The 17,539-nt window shown below is 41.5% G+C and carries 19 protein-coding genes; 5 read left to right on the plus strand and 14 right to left on the minus strand.

The features are described from left to right. Positions 1–261: 261 nt before the first annotated feature. The 3 genes from HLI_RS02815 (at position 262) to HLI_RS21410 (ending at position 1,271) form a co-directional block, all read left to right on the plus strand. A complete protein-coding gene (locus HLI_RS02815; protein ID WP_128522982.1) occupies positions 262–465 on the plus strand; it encodes a hypothetical protein in 204 nt (67 codons plus the stop codon). Positions 466–609: 144 nt separating this feature from the next. Beyond that, a complete protein-coding gene (locus HLI_RS22245; RefSeq protein ID WP_101844851.1) occupies positions 610–666 on the plus strand; it encodes a YjcZ family sporulation protein in 57 nt (18 codons plus the stop codon). A 449-nt stretch (positions 667–1,115) separates the two neighbouring features. Next, the gene (locus HLI_RS21410) at positions 1,116–1,271 is read left to right on the plus strand and encodes a hypothetical protein (protein WP_164908454.1); all 156 of its coding nucleotides are present in this window, start codon (positions 1,116–1,118) and stop codon (positions 1,269–1,271) included. A gap of 122 nt (positions 1,272–1,393) precedes the next feature. Here HLI_RS21410 and HLI_RS02825 read toward each other — a convergent pair whose 3' ends face one another. The 12 genes from HLI_RS02825 to HLI_RS02870 all read right to left on the minus strand — a co-directional run bounded on the left by HLI_RS02825 (position 1,394) and on the right by HLI_RS02870 (position 12,769). Beyond that, positions 1,394–3,364, minus strand: coding sequence for a sensor domain-containing protein (locus HLI_RS02825; RefSeq protein WP_164908455.1), 1,971 nt, complete (start codon positions 3,362–3,364; stop codon positions 1,394–1,396). Positions 3,365–3,391: 27 nt separating this feature from the next. Next, entirely contained in the window at positions 3,392–4,753 is a 1,362-nt protein-coding gene (locus HLI_RS02830) for a TrkH family potassium uptake protein (RefSeq protein ID WP_128522985.1), read from the minus strand. A gap of 163 nt (positions 4,754–4,916) precedes the next feature. Continuing rightward, complete coding sequence (locus HLI_RS02835; RefSeq protein WP_128522986.1) at positions 4,917–5,342, minus strand: YwpF-like family protein; 426 nt, start codon at positions 5,340–5,342, stop codon at positions 4,917–4,919. 86 nt (positions 5,343–5,428) lie between these two features. After that, positions 5,429–6,460 (minus strand): GTP 3',8-cyclase MoaA, encoded by a 1,032-nt coding sequence (gene moaA / locus HLI_RS02840; RefSeq protein ID WP_277750303.1) that lies wholly within the window; start codon positions 6,458–6,460, stop codon positions 5,429–5,431. Next, on the minus strand, positions 6,447–7,718 hold the full coding sequence (locus HLI_RS02845; protein WP_128522987.1) for a molybdopterin molybdotransferase MoeA: 1,272 nt from the start codon (positions 7,716–7,718) through the stop codon (positions 6,447–6,449). The genes moaA and HLI_RS02845 overlap by 14 nt, the downstream gene beginning before the upstream one ends. Positions 7,719–8,295: 577 nt before the next feature. Further along, a complete protein-coding gene (locus HLI_RS02850) occupies positions 8,296–8,595 on the minus strand; it encodes a VOC family protein (protein WP_277750304.1) in 300 nt (99 codons plus the stop codon). Then, on the minus strand, positions 8,588–10,210 hold the full coding sequence (locus HLI_RS02855; RefSeq protein WP_164908456.1) for an FAD-dependent monooxygenase: 1,623 nt from the start codon (positions 10,208–10,210) through the stop codon (positions 8,588–8,590). Before HLI_RS02855 ends, HLI_RS02850 begins: the two co-directional genes overlap by 8 nt. Further along, a complete protein-coding gene (locus tag HLI_RS02860; RefSeq protein ID WP_128522990.1) occupies positions 10,198–10,527 on the minus strand; it encodes a hypothetical protein in 330 nt (109 codons plus the stop codon). The genes HLI_RS02855 and HLI_RS02860 overlap by 13 nt, the downstream gene beginning before the upstream one ends. Before the next feature lie 133 nt (positions 10,528–10,660). Next, a complete protein-coding gene (locus HLI_RS02865; RefSeq protein WP_164908457.1) occupies positions 10,661–11,095 on the minus strand; it encodes a TspO/MBR family protein in 435 nt (144 codons plus the stop codon). 381 nt (positions 11,096–11,476) lie between these two features. Further along, complete coding sequence (locus HLI_RS22105) at positions 11,477–11,611, minus strand: hypothetical protein (RefSeq protein WP_277750305.1); 135 nt, start codon at positions 11,609–11,611, stop codon at positions 11,477–11,479. 106 nt (positions 11,612–11,717) lie between these two features. Beyond that, a complete protein-coding gene (locus tag HLI_RS21415) occupies positions 11,718–11,855 on the minus strand; it encodes a hypothetical protein (protein ID WP_164908458.1) in 138 nt (45 codons plus the stop codon). Between the two features lie 377 nt (positions 11,856–12,232). Beyond that, positions 12,233–12,769: an HD domain-containing protein gene (locus tag HLI_RS02870; RefSeq protein ID WP_128522992.1), complete on the minus strand. Its 537-nt coding sequence runs from the start codon at positions 12,767–12,769 to the stop codon at positions 12,233–12,235. Between the two features lie 368 nt (positions 12,770–13,137). Here HLI_RS02870 and HLI_RS02875 point away from each other — a divergent pair, with 368 nt between their 5' ends. Beyond that, positions 13,138–13,470: a hypothetical protein gene (locus tag HLI_RS02875; protein ID WP_128522993.1), complete on the plus strand. Its 333-nt coding sequence runs from the start codon at positions 13,138–13,140 to the stop codon at positions 13,468–13,470. Between the two features lie 97 nt (positions 13,471–13,567). On the opposite strand, the gene HLI_RS02880 is transcribed toward HLI_RS02875, so the two are convergent. Continuing rightward, on the minus strand, positions 13,568–14,953 hold the full coding sequence (locus tag HLI_RS02880) for an MFS transporter (protein WP_128522994.1): 1,386 nt from the start codon (positions 14,951–14,953) through the stop codon (positions 13,568–13,570). Between the two features lie 148 nt (positions 14,954–15,101). On the opposite strand from HLI_RS02880, the gene HLI_RS02885 reads away from it, so the two are divergent. Further along, positions 15,102–15,665 carry an FAD-dependent oxidoreductase gene (locus HLI_RS02885; RefSeq protein ID WP_128522995.1) on the plus strand — a complete coding sequence of 188 codons (564 nt, stop codon included), beginning with the start codon at positions 15,102–15,104 and terminating at the stop codon, positions 15,663–15,665. A gap of 241 nt (positions 15,666–15,906) precedes the next feature. Here the strand turns inward: HLI_RS02885 and HLI_RS02890 are convergent, their stop codons facing one another. Further along, entirely contained in the window at positions 15,907–17,427 is a 1,521-nt protein-coding gene (locus HLI_RS02890; protein ID WP_128522996.1) for a glycine betaine uptake BCCT transporter, read from the minus strand. Positions 17,428–17,539: the final 112 nt, after the last annotated feature.

Here is a 17,539-nt window from a genome sequence, read left to right on the forward strand (position 1 = left end):
ATGCTCCATGTTAAACAACTAGGCTAGCGGAGGAAGTTGCGAATAATCATTTCTGATAAAAATGGTCTGGAGAGCGTTGCTGAAGAAAACAAGCGCTGTAGATACTTATGTCATAGTAACTATCTATTTACGCATTCTAATTAGTGATTAGCTTAATTACTTCTACATAAGAAGTTTGATTCCTCTTTTCAAATCGGTCCCTCAACAAGCAAGGATAAACCGGCAAAGAAAGGGGACAATATAGGCTAAGGAGGCTAGGTTATGTATTCAAACCAAAGAGTTTCAGGGCCCTATTTCCCTTCCCATTCTACACATGCACCACCCCATAACCAGTTCAGCAATGAGCAGCTAAACCATTGGTGTGAAGAAATCGATCAGTGTGAACACCATGAAGAGCAGCGCCGAAATGAAATGCACCAGAAAAGTAAAATAACTAAACTTGCCCCACCTACTTTCATGAATTAATTCAACTGGGTGTATGACTATACACCGCCGACCTCCGTTGCATAGGCTACGAATGTAACAACAGGAGGTGAGCTTATGTACGGAGGCAACCCTTACGGAGGAAGACGTTGCGGCAGACCAAGAGGTTATGGCAATAACTTCGCCTTGATCGTCGTATTGTTCATTCTATTGATCATTGTAGGAGCAGCATTTTATTGCTGAGATTAAAAGCGGCAACCCCTTTGCAGTTTTAAGATAATCATGTGGTAAAGACAGTTTCATTACGGAATTGTCGGAATTAAAACTATAAGGGGTTAAATGAGGAGAGAGGCTGGAAGTTTATCTACCCATAAGCAGCAACGCCGTAAAGCATGCTTCTTTAGGTTATGTCACGCTAGTCTCTCTATAAAGGAACAGCAAACATGAAAAGAGTGATGTTCTTTGATTAATAAAAGAACATCACTCTGTGTGTGTACAAGGGCTGGTGGCGATATTCACCATCAATATCAAACAAATACTAAGCTCATGGACCAAAATGTCTCGAAAATACGCATTTCAGGTAACAAGAAAAGGTGAATATAGTGGAACAAGAAAGCGCCATGGGATTTTTGAAAAAATCCCATGGCGCTTTTCTTTTAGATGGACCTCGTTGATTCCACGATGAGCGTTCGGTGGTGACGCCTGCGGGAACAGCGCGATCCGAAGAACCACTTGGTCAAGGGGTCTTCTTGACCAAGTTAGCTGAGGCTGAGGCCGTGCCGGCAAGCATCCACCGACAAGCGATTCGTGAGAAGCAACAACAAACTTTAACATCTTCTCTAGAATGAAGAGGGCTTTTCAGCGGCCACGCGTTTTGCTAGAGGGGTTCATCGCGTTCCCGCGGAAAGCGAGCCCTTCCCCAACGCCCTCCACTCACACACCCTTCTCGAAATAAACCTTGTGTTCTTCATTAATGGACGATTGATGAATTGAAAACATCACTCAATTGTTCCGGGGGCAAGGGCTTACTGTAGAAATAACCCTGGATTTCATCGCATTTTTCATTTTTGAGAAAATTCCATTGCTCCGCAGTCTCCACTCCTTCAGCAATCACTTTCATATTGAGAGAGTGAGACATATGGATGATGGATTTGACGATTGCCTGGTTTTGTTTCTGGTTCTCACTGATAAACACTTTATCAATTTTCAACTTACTGACAGGGAAACGGCTTAAATACTTCAAGGAAGAATACCCTGTACCGAAATCGTCTATGGAGACATGGACACCCAGCTCCCGAAGCTCTTTCAATGTATGTATGATGTACTCTTCATTCGTCATGGCCATTGACTCGGTAATTTCAAGCTCCAGGTATTCCGGTGCGAGTCCGGTTTCTTCCAAAATCTGCTTCACCCTGAAAACCAGATCCTTTTGGAGAAATTGCAATGCTGAGAGGTTCACACCTACGATAACGGGGGCAAAACCTTCATCCTGCCACTGTTTATTCTGTTTACATGCTTCCTTCATCACCCATTCTCCGATTTCTATGATCTGTCCATTTTTTTCGGCGATGGGGATGAACGTTGCAGGAGAAATCATCCCTTTATCCGGGTGATTCCACCGAATCAATGCTTCTAATCCGACGATCTTGCCGGTGCCGATACTTTTTTGAGGCTGATAATGAAGCTCCAATTGTTCTTGTTTCAGTGCTTTTCTTAACTCCGAATCCATCGAGAGCATTTTCTCAAACTTCTCACTTATCGATGCGTTGTAGCACAAATAATTGTTCCGATGCCTCCCTTTGACGGTGAACATGGCACTGTCCGATTTTTTAATCAAATCATCAGCGGAACGCCCATGATCAGGAAATAAACTGATACCTATACTGACTGAAGTGTACAACTCATAATCATCAATAGTCACAGGTCTTTGGAATATACCGATCATCTTTTCAGCATAATCTTCCGCCTTCTCTTTTGATGTAACATATCTTTGCAGGACTAAAAATTCGTCGCCTCCCATACGTGCTATAAAGGTGTCCTGCTCTTGTATACTTTTCAATCGCTCCGCACATGCCTTAAGCAGTTTATCTCCGAACGCATATCCAAGGGTATCATTGATTTGTTTGAAATAATCCAAGTCAATGAAATGTACGGCTACCCCTTCTCCCTGTCCCGCAGCTTCCATTAAAGCTTCATTCAGCATGTCATGGAAGTAATGCCGGTTCGGCAAATCCGTCAGTTCATCATAATAGGACATGAATTCAATTTTCTTTTCATTATGTACTCGTTCCGTAACATCACGGATGATGGCAACTCTTAAGACACGGTCTTCCTGTGGATAAGGGTGGGCAAGTATTTCCAGGAAAAAAGTGGTCCCGTCTTTTTTCTTTCCTTTTAATTGGTAAGGCTCTTCAGGATATGTATGGAGCAACTGCTTCAGGTTTTCTCTACTGTCCTCATCAACAAGAGAAAACACATCTGTATTTCGTATTTCCTCCCTTTTGTACCCGAACATACGAGCAAAGGTTGAATCACAATCAACGATTCTTCCATGGTCGTGCATGACCACCCCTTCTGAACTGGCATCCATTAACCGGTCCATTTCCCTTTTCACTTCCAAGGTTTGATCGGAAATAGAAAGAGGGCGGAATAAAAGGGCATAAAGCCCCTCCTCTTTCCTTACTCTCATGCACTGGACGAAATATAAACGATCCCCTTCAGTTTGGAAATCAACTATCTTCTTGATTCCCTCATGGTCCTTTAACTTTTTAAAGTCCAACAGGTCCCTTACCGTCTGTCGTTCAGGTCCGATCACCTCTAGAGCTGCTTGATTACAACGGATGATGTCGCCCGCTTCATTTGTGAACAAAAGCGGATCTTGAATTTGCTGGAAAATCCATTCATGAATAGGTATGTTGGTAATCCCGTTTCGGTCCGGCATCATACTGCCCCCTAAGCAACGATTGTACTAACCAATAATGATTCTCTCTTTTGGAAAATGGTACTTACCTTGTGCTTTATCCTGCTTTTTAAAGGAAAACAAGAACGTCAGCAGGCCGATCCTTCCTAAGAACATCAACAGCATGAGTACACATTTTCCGAAACTGCTGAGACCAGGAGTGATTCCCAGCGATAGCCCGACAGTTCCGAAGGCTGAGCAGACCTCAAATAAGATTTCATTCAATGTGAAGGGCTCTGTAATCGACAAAGCCATGACAGCACTGAAGCATACAAATAAGGCCACCATTGTGACAACTACCGCTTTGTTCAAATCTTCCGGATGTATTTCTCTGCGAAAGATCCGGATGTGATTTCCGCCTCGTGCAAATGTTAATACAAAGATGACTACTAAAGCGAAGGTTGTCGTCCGTATCCCTCCCCCGACACTGCTGGGTGAAGCTCCGATAAACATCAGGGAAGACATAAAGATTTGGGTCTGTTCAGTGAATTGGTTGATATCCACCGTCGCTAACCCGCCGCTCCGTGTCGTAACGGATTGAAACAAGGCATAGAAGAAGACTTCATGCCAGGATTTATCTGAAAAGAAATGATTGAACTCTAAGATGGAAATCATAACCGCACCAAAAATGACGAGCGCGAAAAATGTAAAGCTGGTCAACTTGGCGAATAATGAAAACCTGATGGTCTTTTCTTCACTGTTATGCATTATATATTGTTTAACCTCAATCAACACTGGAAAACCAATCGCTCCAGAAATAATTAAGATCATATTGATGAATTGGACAAAATAATCATCTTTGAAGAGTCTCAAGGATTCTCCTGTAATATCGAAGCCGCCATTCGTCATAGCACTGATGGCTCCAAAAAACCCTTGCAGGTAAGCTTCCCCAGGATCAAAATATTGTAAATAATAAGTGCCTAAAATAAGAAAACCGATCAACTCGATAATCAATACGACGATGACGATTTCCTTAACGAGACGTACCATCCCCTGGAAGGATGTCTGGTTCTGATCGGTCATGATCAGCCGTCTCTCTTTCAAACCGATCTTTTTCCCTAAGACTAACCAAATCAAGGTACCCAGTGTCATGACACCGATACCGCCGAACTGGAGTACAAGTGCTAATATGAACACACCAGTCGTATTAAAAGTTTCCGCAGTCGGGACGGTTGTTAAACCTGTTACACTGACCGCGCTGACAGCTGTAAATAAAATATCAATGAAATTAAGTTGTACTCCATCGCGATGACCGACAGGCAGTGCGATTAAAATCGATGAAATAGTGACAGCGACTAAATAATAAATCGCAATTAGCTGGAATGGCGATAAGTCATTAAGCCAACGCAGGCCTTTTCTTCTCACCCACATAGTAAATCTCCTTTGATGTTGCTATTTCTGATCGATGATGGAGCACCATTCATATTATAGCAGTATAATCGACAAATTTCTTCTTTTAATCATAATTTCCCAGGACTTTTTCACCAACATATGTAGGGAGGCGCCTGAATATGGACGCCTCCAGTGTTTAAACTTATGCTTTAGACTCGTTGCCCCTTTTCTTAAACTCTTCTAACAGGTCTTCCCCTTGAAAACCTTCATCGAGCAGCTGTTTGAGCACTCTTTCCACTTGCTCCTGCTGACGATCGACAATCGTTCCCATGAAGATGACATTCATCGCTTCCCCGATCATATTGATATCAATCGGTTTAACCATGAAGGTAGCGGGCCGGTTGCTCGGCTTCGTAATTTTGACTTGGACAATAATTTCTTCTTCGTTCTCATGCATAGTACGGAAGAAGTCTGTATAACTCTCATCAACGAAGGCTTCAATGACCCAGCGGCCATGGTCATCTTCACGGTTGATGATTAAGCCATCCTGCAACTTGATCCGTCTTTGAGTGATATCTTCATTTTTTTCTTCCACGATATCCATTGAAATCAGCTTAAAGGTTTTCATCCAAATGACCTCCGAGAATGAATGTTATCTATATTATAGAGGACACGGACTCTCTGAGCAAAGATAGATCGCCCGATTTTGATAATTCATCCTCCAATATAGGACATTTCGATTTTATTCTCTTTCATAGGTTTCCCTTTTGCTCGATCAATTGAGTATTGATCGCTTCTTCCTGTCCATATTGCAATTAAATATTCTGTTATCTGTTCTTCCGAGTAGTCGCTGCGCAGGCATTCACGAAGATCATAACCTGAAGAAGCGAATAAACATGTGAACAACTGTCCATCTGCAGAGAGCCGGGCGCGGGTACAACTCGAACAAAATGCTTCCGTCACAGAAGATATGACACCGATTTCCCCTTCCCCGTCTTTATAACGATAACGGGAAGCAACTTCTCCATAGTAATTTGCATCTAACGGGATAAGCGGCATTTCTTCATGGATTTGATCGATGATTTTTTTCTTCGGTACGACTGCATCCATATTCCATCCATTATGGTTTCCTACCTCCATGAATTCGATGAACCTCAACGTATCTCCTGTATCTTTGAAATAACGGGCCATAGGAAGAATTTGACTTTCATTCATTCCCTTTTTGACGACCATATTGACTTTGATCGGCAGCCCGGCATCTCTGGCAGCTTCAATTCCCTTTAAAACCGGCTTTATTTTGACGCCTCTTCCATTGGTTTCTTGAAAGACTTCATCTTCAATGGCATCGAGACTGATATTGACACGGTCCAACCCTGCTTCTTTTAATTTCTTTGCTTGTCTGACTAAGAAAACAGCATTCGTGGTTACTGCAATATCTTTGATGCCGTCCACTTCCCGGATGCGGCGGATTAAATCATCCAGGTTTTTTCTCATCAAAGGTTCGCCGCCAGTCAATCTGATTTTCTCTACGCCAAACTTCGCAAAGACCTTAACAAGACGGATAATTTCGTCGAAACTTAACAATTGGTCTTCTGGTAAAAAAGCATAGTCAGGTCCAAAGATTTCTGCAGGCATGCAATACGTACAACGAAAATTGCATTGGTCGATGACGGAAATACGCAAATCCTTGAGTGGTCGGCCTAATTGATCCGCAACATATGGTTCTATACGATCACTCCTTTTCAAATTGATCCTGGCCCTGGAAGCCGTCTAATAAAATCGCTTCTACCTGATCTCCTTTTTGGTATCCGCGTGTGCCACCTTTAAGGACGATCAATACATTAGTGTGAGCCAGCGAACTAACCACCGCAGATTTATCGATGCCTGCTGGATAGACGAACACTTGCCCTTTGTTAAAGTCGAGATATCCCCTGACGAACCTCGTGAACGGATTCGGCTTTTTGAAATCTTCCCCGAGTGTCGCCTCTATCCGTCGGTGATGTGGTTCAGGATTCCCCATAAAGTTCTGAATGATCGGGTGGACAAATAATTCAAACCCGACGTAACAGGCCGAAGGATTACCACTTAATCCGTAAAGAAGCTGACCGTCTTTTTCAGCGACAGTTGTGACACTCCCCGGCCTCATTCCTACCTTATTAAATAAAACTTCCGCTCCAAGCTTTTCATATATATCCGGCATTAAGTCATAATCACCGACAGATACGCCACCTGTCGTAATCAAAAAATCATAATCCGTAAGGGAGCGGGAAACAGCATCAAAGCAAGTATCAAAATCGTCATCCAGTTTACCTAAGTAAAACCCTTGCCCTCCTGCCCGTTCGATTTGGGACAGAATCATATAGGCGTTCGAGTTGCGAATTTTCCCTGGCTCTAACGGTTCATCCACTTCTAAAAGCTCGGTGCCTGTAGCAAACACACCGATTGCAGGTCGCTGATAAACCTGGATTTCAGCATACCCGAACGTCGCAAGGAGTGCTTTGACTCCTGGATTAATACGGGTGCCAGCCGCAACCAGGGAATCCCCTTCTTTATTTTCTGATCCTTCTTTAATGATGTTCTGATCTTCTTCGAGCGTACGCTTCAAAGTTATGTACGCTTGGTCATTCTCTTCAAAGGACTGGGTGATTTCAAACATAGCCACACAGTCAGCCTTTTCTGGAATCTCAGCTCCTGTCATAATGCGGACAGCTTCGCCTGGTTGTAAAGGACCACTCGCTTGCTCACCAGCACCAATCGTTTCAATAACGCGAAATGTACCCACATTTTCTTTTGATAGCCCGTTTGTATCTTCCGACCTTAAAGCAAATCCATCATATGGTGATTTGTCGAAAGGAGGGACTGGATGAGTGGCACGTAAATCTTCTGCTAAAATCCTACCATCTGCTTCGCTCAACTCTACCGTTTCTGGTCGTCCATTTTTCCGATGTGCCATCACTTTGTGGACGGCTTCAAAAACGAGGAGTGGTTTCCTATGGAGACTCATCGGGACCTTCCTTTCTACTTACCTATTAATTCATCTCCCTTGAACATACCTGAATCTTCATATTTTTTCAAAGGTGGTCAAAATGTGATTGTGATTCATTTCCTTCATATAAGTCTATTATTCTGATAGTTCCCGAAGATTAAATAAATGAATCAAATTTATATTACTATGAGTAAGAGTGCCGCCTGCCCTCTATTAAACGCCAGGTAACAAAATGCTTCAACATGATGAGGACTGAATCAAATGCCGTATGTCGAAGCGTTTATTCACTCTAAAAATATTCAAGAAAGGTTACTGGATAATAGATGAAAAATACATATATGGCAACAAGTCTCTTCTATTTCTAGTGACAAGAGGATTTTAACATATTCTGGATTTTGTTTTCGATGGGTTGAATGATTTTTGCTCCACATATCGAATATGCCAATAAAAGAAGCGATTATCTTTGGATGGATAATCGCCCGCTGAAGTAATCATATCTATAACCTTTCCTTTTCTATTGTTTTTCTAAATGTATAATCTGCTGCCTGCACAGGGTTAACAGGTGATTGATGAATATAATATCGTTGAGTACCGTTTACTTTTGCGCAATCTGCAACAGGTTGCCGCAAGTATCATCGAAAACAGCCATGGTGATTTCTCCCATTTTTGTCGGCTCCATAGTATACTCCACGCCTTTTTCTGATAAACGTTCGTACTCCTGCTTAATATCCTCGACACCAAATATGGTTGCAGGGATACCCTCAGCATATATCTTCTGTTGATACTCTTTCGCTGCCGGGTGGTCATTCGGTTCAAGTAAAAGCTCGGTGCCCTCCTGATCTTCAGGTGAAACTAGTGTTATCCATCTGAATTTTCCTACGGGAAGATTATCCAAAATAATTAACCAAAGCTTCTTTTAAATTTCCAGCCTGATTAGACGAAGTGTGGACTAGAGAATAGGCATCTGGCCGAATAATCATGACATCCCCGTTAGATAAACCTAATCGATCTTTTACTTCCCCTTTAATATCGAAGTAAATCGCTTCATCATTATCATTCTTTCCTTGTACATCATTTTGAATAATGAAAACAGGTGTCAAGAAATCACCTACTTTTTGATAAAAGACTTGAAGTGCTTTCATGACCTGCTCCTTCACTTGTGGCAAACCACTTTCATCAGTATAAACGAGTAATAAACATTCACCGGATCTTAGTAAGTCATACAAGTCACTTTTCTCATTTCGTAACGTGTGAAGGCCTATATTCGGAATCCTTTCTCCGGTTGTACTTTTTTTAGCTTCGGTCCTTTTCCTCATTTGTTTCGAGAACGAAGTAAATGTATAATCCACTTCTATTTGTGATAAGCGGGAAGCGATTTTTTTCTGAATCGTATGATTGTTTAAGAAGACCTGCATTGCTTTATTTCTTGCCTTTATAGCATATTTATTTTGGATACTCATTACCTGGATTAAACGGTCTGTAGCTTTTATGACATCTTGTGCTACCGGTTTTCTTTCTTCCTGATAAGTATCGAGCAGACTTGGAGATAGATGATATTTTAAAACATAAGCTAGTTTCCAGGATATATTTACAGCATCCTGGATCCCTACATTCATTCCTTGTCCACCTAACGGATTATGAATGTGAGCAGCATCACCTGCAAAGAATACCCGCTTATCCTTATAAGAAGGAACCTGCCGATGGGAAGCTGTAAAACTGGACAGCCAAAAAGGATTCTCCAACTGTAAGGACTCCGGATACAGCTTTGTAACCGACGCTTGAATCTCGTCGAGAGTAACTTCTTCAGGGAAATTGCTGCCCTGTTTGTCAAAATCAATGGCAATGACTCTTGTGTAGTTATTCTGGAAAGGAGCAAAGAAAAGCAAGCCACGTTGTGTAGATATGAGTGATAATTTATTGTTTAACGAAGGCTCATTGATTTCCACGTCCCCAAGCATCACAGTAATGTTCTCTGATTCTCCCTCGAATGGCATCTGAGCTAACTTTCTTGTCTTACTATGAGCCCCATCGCACCCGATTACATATCTAGCGCAAATATCGTACTCTTCCCCTCCTTTCATCACAGTAGCACGGGCGGAATCTTCATGATTTTGTATATCAATCAGTTTAGTACTCCACTGTACAGTCTCAGCAGGAAGATTATTTTCTAAGAGCTTTTCCGTCTCACTTTGAGGCAGGATGCTCAAAAAAGGAAAATCCGTTTTCTTTCTCAAGAGTGAAAAATCTATAGTAAACAAGGATTCATCGTTATAATAAAAGTTCAATTGTTTACTAATAAAGCTTTCATTGATCCATTTATCCTCAACCCCTAATATCTCCAGCATTTCGATCGTACGCGCATGAACAACTAAAGCTTTAGAATATAAGGATCGCCGGTTCTTCTGATCAATGATTCGATACCGTATACCATACTTATTCAATTGATTCGCCATCATTAGTCCCGTAGGTCCAGCACCGACAATCAGCACATCAGTATCTAGTTCTTGCATAAACATCCTCCTAAAAAGCAGAGGTGAGTGGAATCAGCTGTAAGAAATCTGCCAAGCAAAGCATAAGTCATTTGCAGGAGTATTAAAAATGATAGATAGATAGATAGATAGCTATCCATCCATACCCTTATCACAATCAATTCGCTTTCTTCTTTACTTGAAAAGGCTGTGTAAAGAATATAACCTATGACTGCCACTACACCAATTAACTTATAAGTGCGATAGGTTACATCACCGGCTATGAATTCGTATATTACATACCCTATAAAACCTAATCCGATGATTGTCACTAGAATCACTTTCGCTTTGTGACTCATGGACTCCCTCCTATAGTAGGCTTTTTGAATGAATACCCTGGAAAGGAACAAATAAACATATATTGACAACCAGGAAAGGAGGGAGAGCAATCAATAATCTTCATCAGGCAATAAACTTATAATGATATTTGAATTACAAATTTTGCATATATAAACCGAATGTCCATATCAAATCATATACTAACCACAAAACATAAGGTAGTAGAATTCTAAAAGAAAAAACATCAATTTTTTTGAGGGTGAATGCTAATAAACCAACAATCATGATAAAAGGGATTAAACTGATAAAACCTAATAAAGTACTTTTCAGACCAAAAAACAAGTAGTTCCATAATTCATTTCCCACCAGCATACTCAGCGTCAGAATTAATGCAACCTTTCGTAACATCGATCCAGCAATATTGCTGATTTGCCTATATAAAATGACTGATACCATCATGTAATAAAGAATTCCAATAATGATAAAAAACCATAGAGGAACTAAATACCAAGGCTTGTCCAGTTCCGCATACCAAACAGTTAAACCGTCCCCTACAAAAGCATTTCCCAGAATAGCAAGAGTGACCACAATAGATATACTTAACAGGAATGACTTAATAGAACTCCCTCCCTCTTTCAATTCGTTAAATCAAGCATTCTTCCAATATTCCGATACATAGTCCAACAAAGATTAACCTATCCATAAGTAATAAGGATAAAGAATAATCGTTCTCTCAAGGTCGTTTACTTAATCAAAATATATCGTGAAAAAGCTTGTCTCCTTATGATATTTCTGAAGTTAGAATAGATTCTATCATTGTTGAATAGATCCTTCATATGTAATTCTCCAAGGTTATACAAAAGGGGACTGTCCAATTACGGAAATTCCCTTACTATTACACTAAAGGCACAGTATGTTTGAATAGACAAAAGAAAACCTTCCCACTTTTTGCAGGAAGGTTTTCTGAAATTAAATATACATATGTTTAGATTTCATTTCGTTAATCTTATTTTCAATTGAACGTTTGCGCATAATGGATCGATCAATCAATAATGTGTCCAAACGTTGAATCGAAATCACAAATATAAGGAAATTGATTCTCATTTTCCAATCCTCCTCTGTCCTGAGGCTAAGCCGTATCCTTCTCGTCATTCAACCAGTTCATAAAAGCAATTCTCAACATACCTACCATAATAATCTCCTCCTTAGTTTAGATATAACGGTTAAATGCAGACTTACGGTCAAGCCATTGATCTTGTGCTGTGAGTCGATAACCCGGCAACTCTTGAAACTTTTGACGTTTTTTTCTTATGACTGTAATCTTAAAAATTAAAAATTGAATCGTCATTATAAACCTCCCCTTTAGTGTAATTTTATATCAAAAGGGTAATTTTACCCTAAGATAGCACAACAAAAAACCGCAGGTGATCTGCAGCTTTTTTTAGAGAAATTCCTCCCATAAAAAAAGCCACAGGAATACAATATGCATCACCTGCGGCTGTTATGATTACTTTTTTTGAAAATAGTCGTAGTTCTCAGATTTGTTTCTGAGCGCAGGCCGATCTTATTGAGTTGATTGGATTTTGTACCATATAGTTTTCCATTGGATTCGACCTCGCTTTCATAGAAATTTACTTACACTGGAAATTATATAGAATCTTTTTCCAAAAGTAAAGCCTTTATTCAAAAAAAGCTTGACAAACTTGTAAAACACCTGAATATCAGTCACCCAGACAGCTTTTCTTTTTGTTCCAACACTTGTTCAATTCGCTGATCCAGAGCATGGAGAAGCTGGACCGCTTCACTTTTGTCCATTTTTTTATAATGGTGCATTCCCAGGGGCTGTTCATCTTTTTCATCCGCTCTTGTGACGACATCTTGTAAGGTAGTGCGTTTGTCATCAAGGTTAAATGGCAGGTAACTGTCGGTATGAAGCAGCACCGCGAGTGATACTTCTTTCGCGACGAGGCGGTCTTCTCCCAAACGGACCAGGAGTTTATGGGCACGTTCTGCCCCTTTGATAGCATGAATATCATGTTTCCTGTATTCCTCATAATCCCATTTCCCATCACGATACCATTCATAATGCCCCATATCATGAAGGAGAGCCGATTTAGTTGCCAAATCAGGATCCACTCCTTCTTCCAACGCCATTTCAAAAGCATAGCCTGTCACGGTGACCGCGTGATTGATGCCGGATCGTTGTAAATATTTTTGGGTAACACGATGTTTGAATACATCGACAAGTGTCACTCTTTTCATACGATCACCTCCGATTTTTTAAGATAATACCACGTTCTCCCCGAGGGGACAAGGTTACCAAAAGTTTACCCTTATTCCTTTGAAGGGAAACGCTCCTCCCTTTGGAAGGTGCTATGCATTTCAGAAGCAAACTAAGGAAGTGTGCGTGGAATATCTCTATTCTATGAATATCAAGGTGATATAGTGATATATCGCGATCTTCCATAGAAAGGAAGTGGACAATGATTGAGGATGTCACGTATAAGAGACTCCCTCCTATTGCCATCCATTCAAGAAAGTGATGAAGATAAACTGAAGAAGACCGGATGTTTAGTGGTTGTTGACCGGGGGTAGAGATATATTAACAAAACATTACGGAGGTGACGACAGTGAAGGAGCTGTCTTCTTACCAAGTACAATTACAAAAACCACTAAAAACAAATCAGATTATGAAATTGTATAAATCAGTAACGAAAAACAATTGCGACCTATACTTAAACCAAAAGCACTTGATTGCTGATGCCGGTCATCTTCCTAAACTGCTATCGTTCTTTCTTTTTATGGATATAGACACCCCATTCGTCATTATCATTGACGGGGAGCATGTCGATGATGTCTATGATGAAATTGAAGCAGAATGGATGGACAGCATTGTAGAAAGCAGTTGCCGAAGAAAGTATTGTGATTCCCTGGTCAACAGCGACACTTCTATATCCGTATAATTTCATTCGGAATTTGTAGAAGTGATAATCGGGTTCATATTTTTCGAAAAATAAGGATTCCTGCCATTATTGATAATCATCAGGAAACCCGCTCCTTTTATAAGGAAGCGGGTTTCTTTTGACTGTAAGTTTGATTATTTTTTTCATAGTTCATGCGGAACTGGACAAAACCGATAATGATGATCAGCGAAAAAGCAAGAAAGACATTACTGTAAACAGCTGTCGTTCCTTCAAATCCGAACCAGTTGAATGGCTGACCAGGGTTGAAAATATCAAGCGATTTTCCGATGATCGCCCCGCTCAATGCACCCGAAACAAAATTCAAGAGATTGAACACGCCCATACCTACGCCCGTTTCATTCTTATGAAGAATGTTTGCCAAAATATCAGCTGAAGATGCCTGGACAAGCGGAAAGCTCATATATGCGACGATAATTGCGGCACTCACCACGTACGGATGGGCACCGACAAGGGTTGATAAAAGCAGAAATCCTACGGCAAGTAATGTAAGCGCAAGATAAAGAACGAAAGTGTTGCCTTTCGTATCCACTAATTTCCCACCTTTTTGTCCCATCAACGCTGCACTCAAAGCTCCAGGGAACAGTACGAGGCCAATTGTCATCGTACCCATTTCATAAGCATCACGGAACATGATCGGCAGCATGAACATCATTCCGAAAAGACAAACGATGCTGAGAAAGCTCGTAATGATTGTCGTACGGTACTTGATATTCTTAAATAGGTGCGCCGGTATGAATGGTTCCTCAATCGTCTTCATCCGCCAAATATTCAAAAGGAAAAATGCAACGGACACGATAAACAACCAGGAAACGCCAAGGGTAATCCCCAATAATAAAGAAGAAATGAATCCGGCAATCAAAGCGGCTCCGACAAAATCAATATACCCTTTCTTCACAGCTTCCTGTGGTAAATTCCTTCTCAGGAATGGCAATGTGACAATGATCAAAGCTGAAGTCAAAAATAAATAACGCCAATCTAAAAAACCAGCGATGAACCCGCCCGCAATCGGGCCGATACCTGAAGCGAAAGCCATAACCGATGAGACGATCCCAAGGACTCTCCCCCGTTCATTAGGGAAATATTTTATTGGTGCTAAAAATACGAGGGCAGGAATCATCGCCCCGCCGACAGCCTGAATGACTCTCGCAAGTAATACCATTCCATAATTTTGTGCAAAAAATCCGAACAGTGAACCCAAGCAAAAAATAGTCAATCCAAATGTAATCAAAGTCCTGTATGGATAATAATCAGCTAATTTCCCATAAGTAAGCGCCCCGACAGCATAAACCATGATGTACCCTGTCATGACCCAGCTCACCTCGGAGGGAAGCAGATGATACGTTTTTGCTATATCTGGCACAGCGATATTGAACATCGTTCCATTCATTACGGACATCATCATGACCGCACAAAGAGAGATCAATAACCCTTTAGGATTCTTAACCGCTTGTTCTTTGTTCATGATCTCCCTCCTTTTATTTCGTTACACGAAATGAATCTTACAGTACTTCTCTCAATAAAGCAATGAAAGGAAGGCATAAAGGAAAAATTTAAATACACCGAGAATTCAGATATAATGAAAGGAGAAACTTTATAAGGAGTGAGTGTTCATGTATGATGTAGCTATTATCGGAGCTGGGCCTGCAGGTGCAAGCGCAGGTCTATTCACAGCCAAAGCCGGAAAGAAAACGATTCTTTTTGATAGCGGCAAAAGCATCACCGCTAAAGCATGGGTCGAAAACCATTACGGGGTAGACGCAATCGAAGGACCGAAGCTTCTAGAAAATGGTCAAAAACAAGCAGAAAAGTTCGGGGCATCCATAGTTAAAGAAGAGGTTGCAACAATCAAAGAAAACGGTGCCCTTTATACGATTGAAACTCAGGAAGGCAGTTATGAAGCGGACCATATCATATTTGCTACAGGCATGTCCGTCAAAACAGCTGAGTCACTCGGCTTAGAAATCATTGAAGGCACCGAACCCCGTGTAGCCAAAACCATCAAAGTCGATGCTCACGGCCATACGTCGTTACCAAAAGTCTGGGCAGCGGGGACAGTCGCTGGCGTAAGTGTACACACGATCATCACATCTGGAGATGGTGCCAATGTAGCCATCAATGTGATCAGTGAGCTGAACGGTTCAAGATATGTCGATCATGATGTATTAGGAAAATGACGAAGATACTGTAAATCTTCCTCTGCAACTATCAGAATTCACAAAAATCCCCGCTCCATTGAGGAGAACGGGGATTTTCTCTGTCTTCCAGCCATTGATTAACAATTCGATTGTAGGTAACCTCCAGCTTCTGCGCCTAGCCCCTCGAGGTCATAAGCAATTCTTTGCTGTGACAAATAGCGCCACCTCAAAGATTTGCTTATGCTTGTCGGGGCTGACCAAGGCGCATACGCTTTTGTTTTCACGATTTTTTATTCGGAGGATGGAAGCGCCCTACACCTAATTCTCTTCCCTCTTTATAGATGGCTTTTATGAAGCTTATGACCATTAACAACATGATGATTGAAAAAGGCAACGCTGCGATAATCATCGTATTTTGCAATGCTTGCAGTCCACCTGTATAAAGAAGGGCTAAAGCAGTGGCGGAAAGCAGGATGCCCCACGTCAGTTTAATGGAGGTCCCAGGAGTCTCTGAACCTCCTGTCGTCATCATGCCTAACACGAATGTACCAGAGTCAGCTGAAGTGATGAAAAAAGTTGCAATCAACATCATTGCGACTATAGAAGCAATCCAGCCAAGCGGGATGTTTGAAAAGACGCCGAAAAGCGATTCTTCTGTCGCTAAAGATGAAATTGTATCCACTGCATGATGTTCGAGGGAAATGGCTGTCCCGCCGAACGTTGAAAACCACAGAAAACCGATGACAGAAGGGACGATCAATACGGTAAAAACGAATTCACGAATGCTCCTTCCTCTTGAGACTCTGGCAATAAATACTCCCACGAACGGGGACCACGCGATCCACCAAGCCCAATAGAAAATGGTCCAATCATTGATCCATGCTCGTGTCTCCTGGTCTAAAGGTGCAATCCGAAAGCTCATGATCGGAAGGTTTTGCACATAGGAGCCAATTGAGTTTGTGAACAAATTCAGGATGAACATCGTCGGCCCCATGATGAATACGAGTAAAAATAACAAGCCGGCTAATAGCATATTGGCATTACTGAGGATTTTAATCCCTTTACCTAACCCTGTCCACGCCGAAATCATAAATAGTACCGTTACAACTGCTACAATAATGAACTGAACCAGGATCCCCGTCGGAATATCGAATAAATAAGACAAGCCCCCATTAATTTGTACAGCTCCGAAGCCAAGCGTCGTTGCCACCCCGATAACAGTAGCAATGACTGCCAATATGTCGATTACTTTCCCCACAGTACCCTCCGCCGCTTTAGCCCCTATAATAGGTCGCAATGTCGCGCTGATCAAACCTGCGTGGCCGTGCCGAAAATTAAAATAAGCTAAAACCAATGCCACAATTCCATAAATCGCCCAGGCATGGATTCCCCAGTGAAAATAGGTGAAGCGCATCGCGTCTTTAATCGCCTGGTCCGTCCCGATTTCTCCCGTAGGTGAACTGATCGCGTAGTGGCTGATGGGTTCAGCCGTTCCCCAAAAAACAATCCCTATCCCCATCCCAGCACTGAAAAGCATCGCAATCCACGTCGGACGGGAAAATTCGGGCTCTTCCCCTTTTTTCCCAAGCTTAATTCTACCTAGAGGTGTTATCAAGAATGTTAAACAAACTATCGTGAATAATGTAACGACTATCAAATAATACCAACCTAGTTTTTGTGCAATGAAATCCTTCACATTCGTGGTCACACTTTCTAAACCATCTGGCCAAACCACTCCAATAACAACGAGAACAAGCATGATTCCGGCAGAGATTTTAAAAACCATTGTAAAATTTTTCAACAGGGCGTTCCCCTTCCTTTTCGGATACTCACCTTTATTATCTTAGTAACCGTATTTCTTATTCTTTTGAAGGGAAACCCGTTTTGATCCATGGGATGTTGAAAAAGTTGCT

Origin of the sequence: Halobacillus litoralis, assembly GCF_004101865.1 — a bacterium.
Lineage (GTDB): Bacteria > Bacillota > Bacilli > Bacillales > Halobacillaceae > Halobacillus > Halobacillus litoralis_A.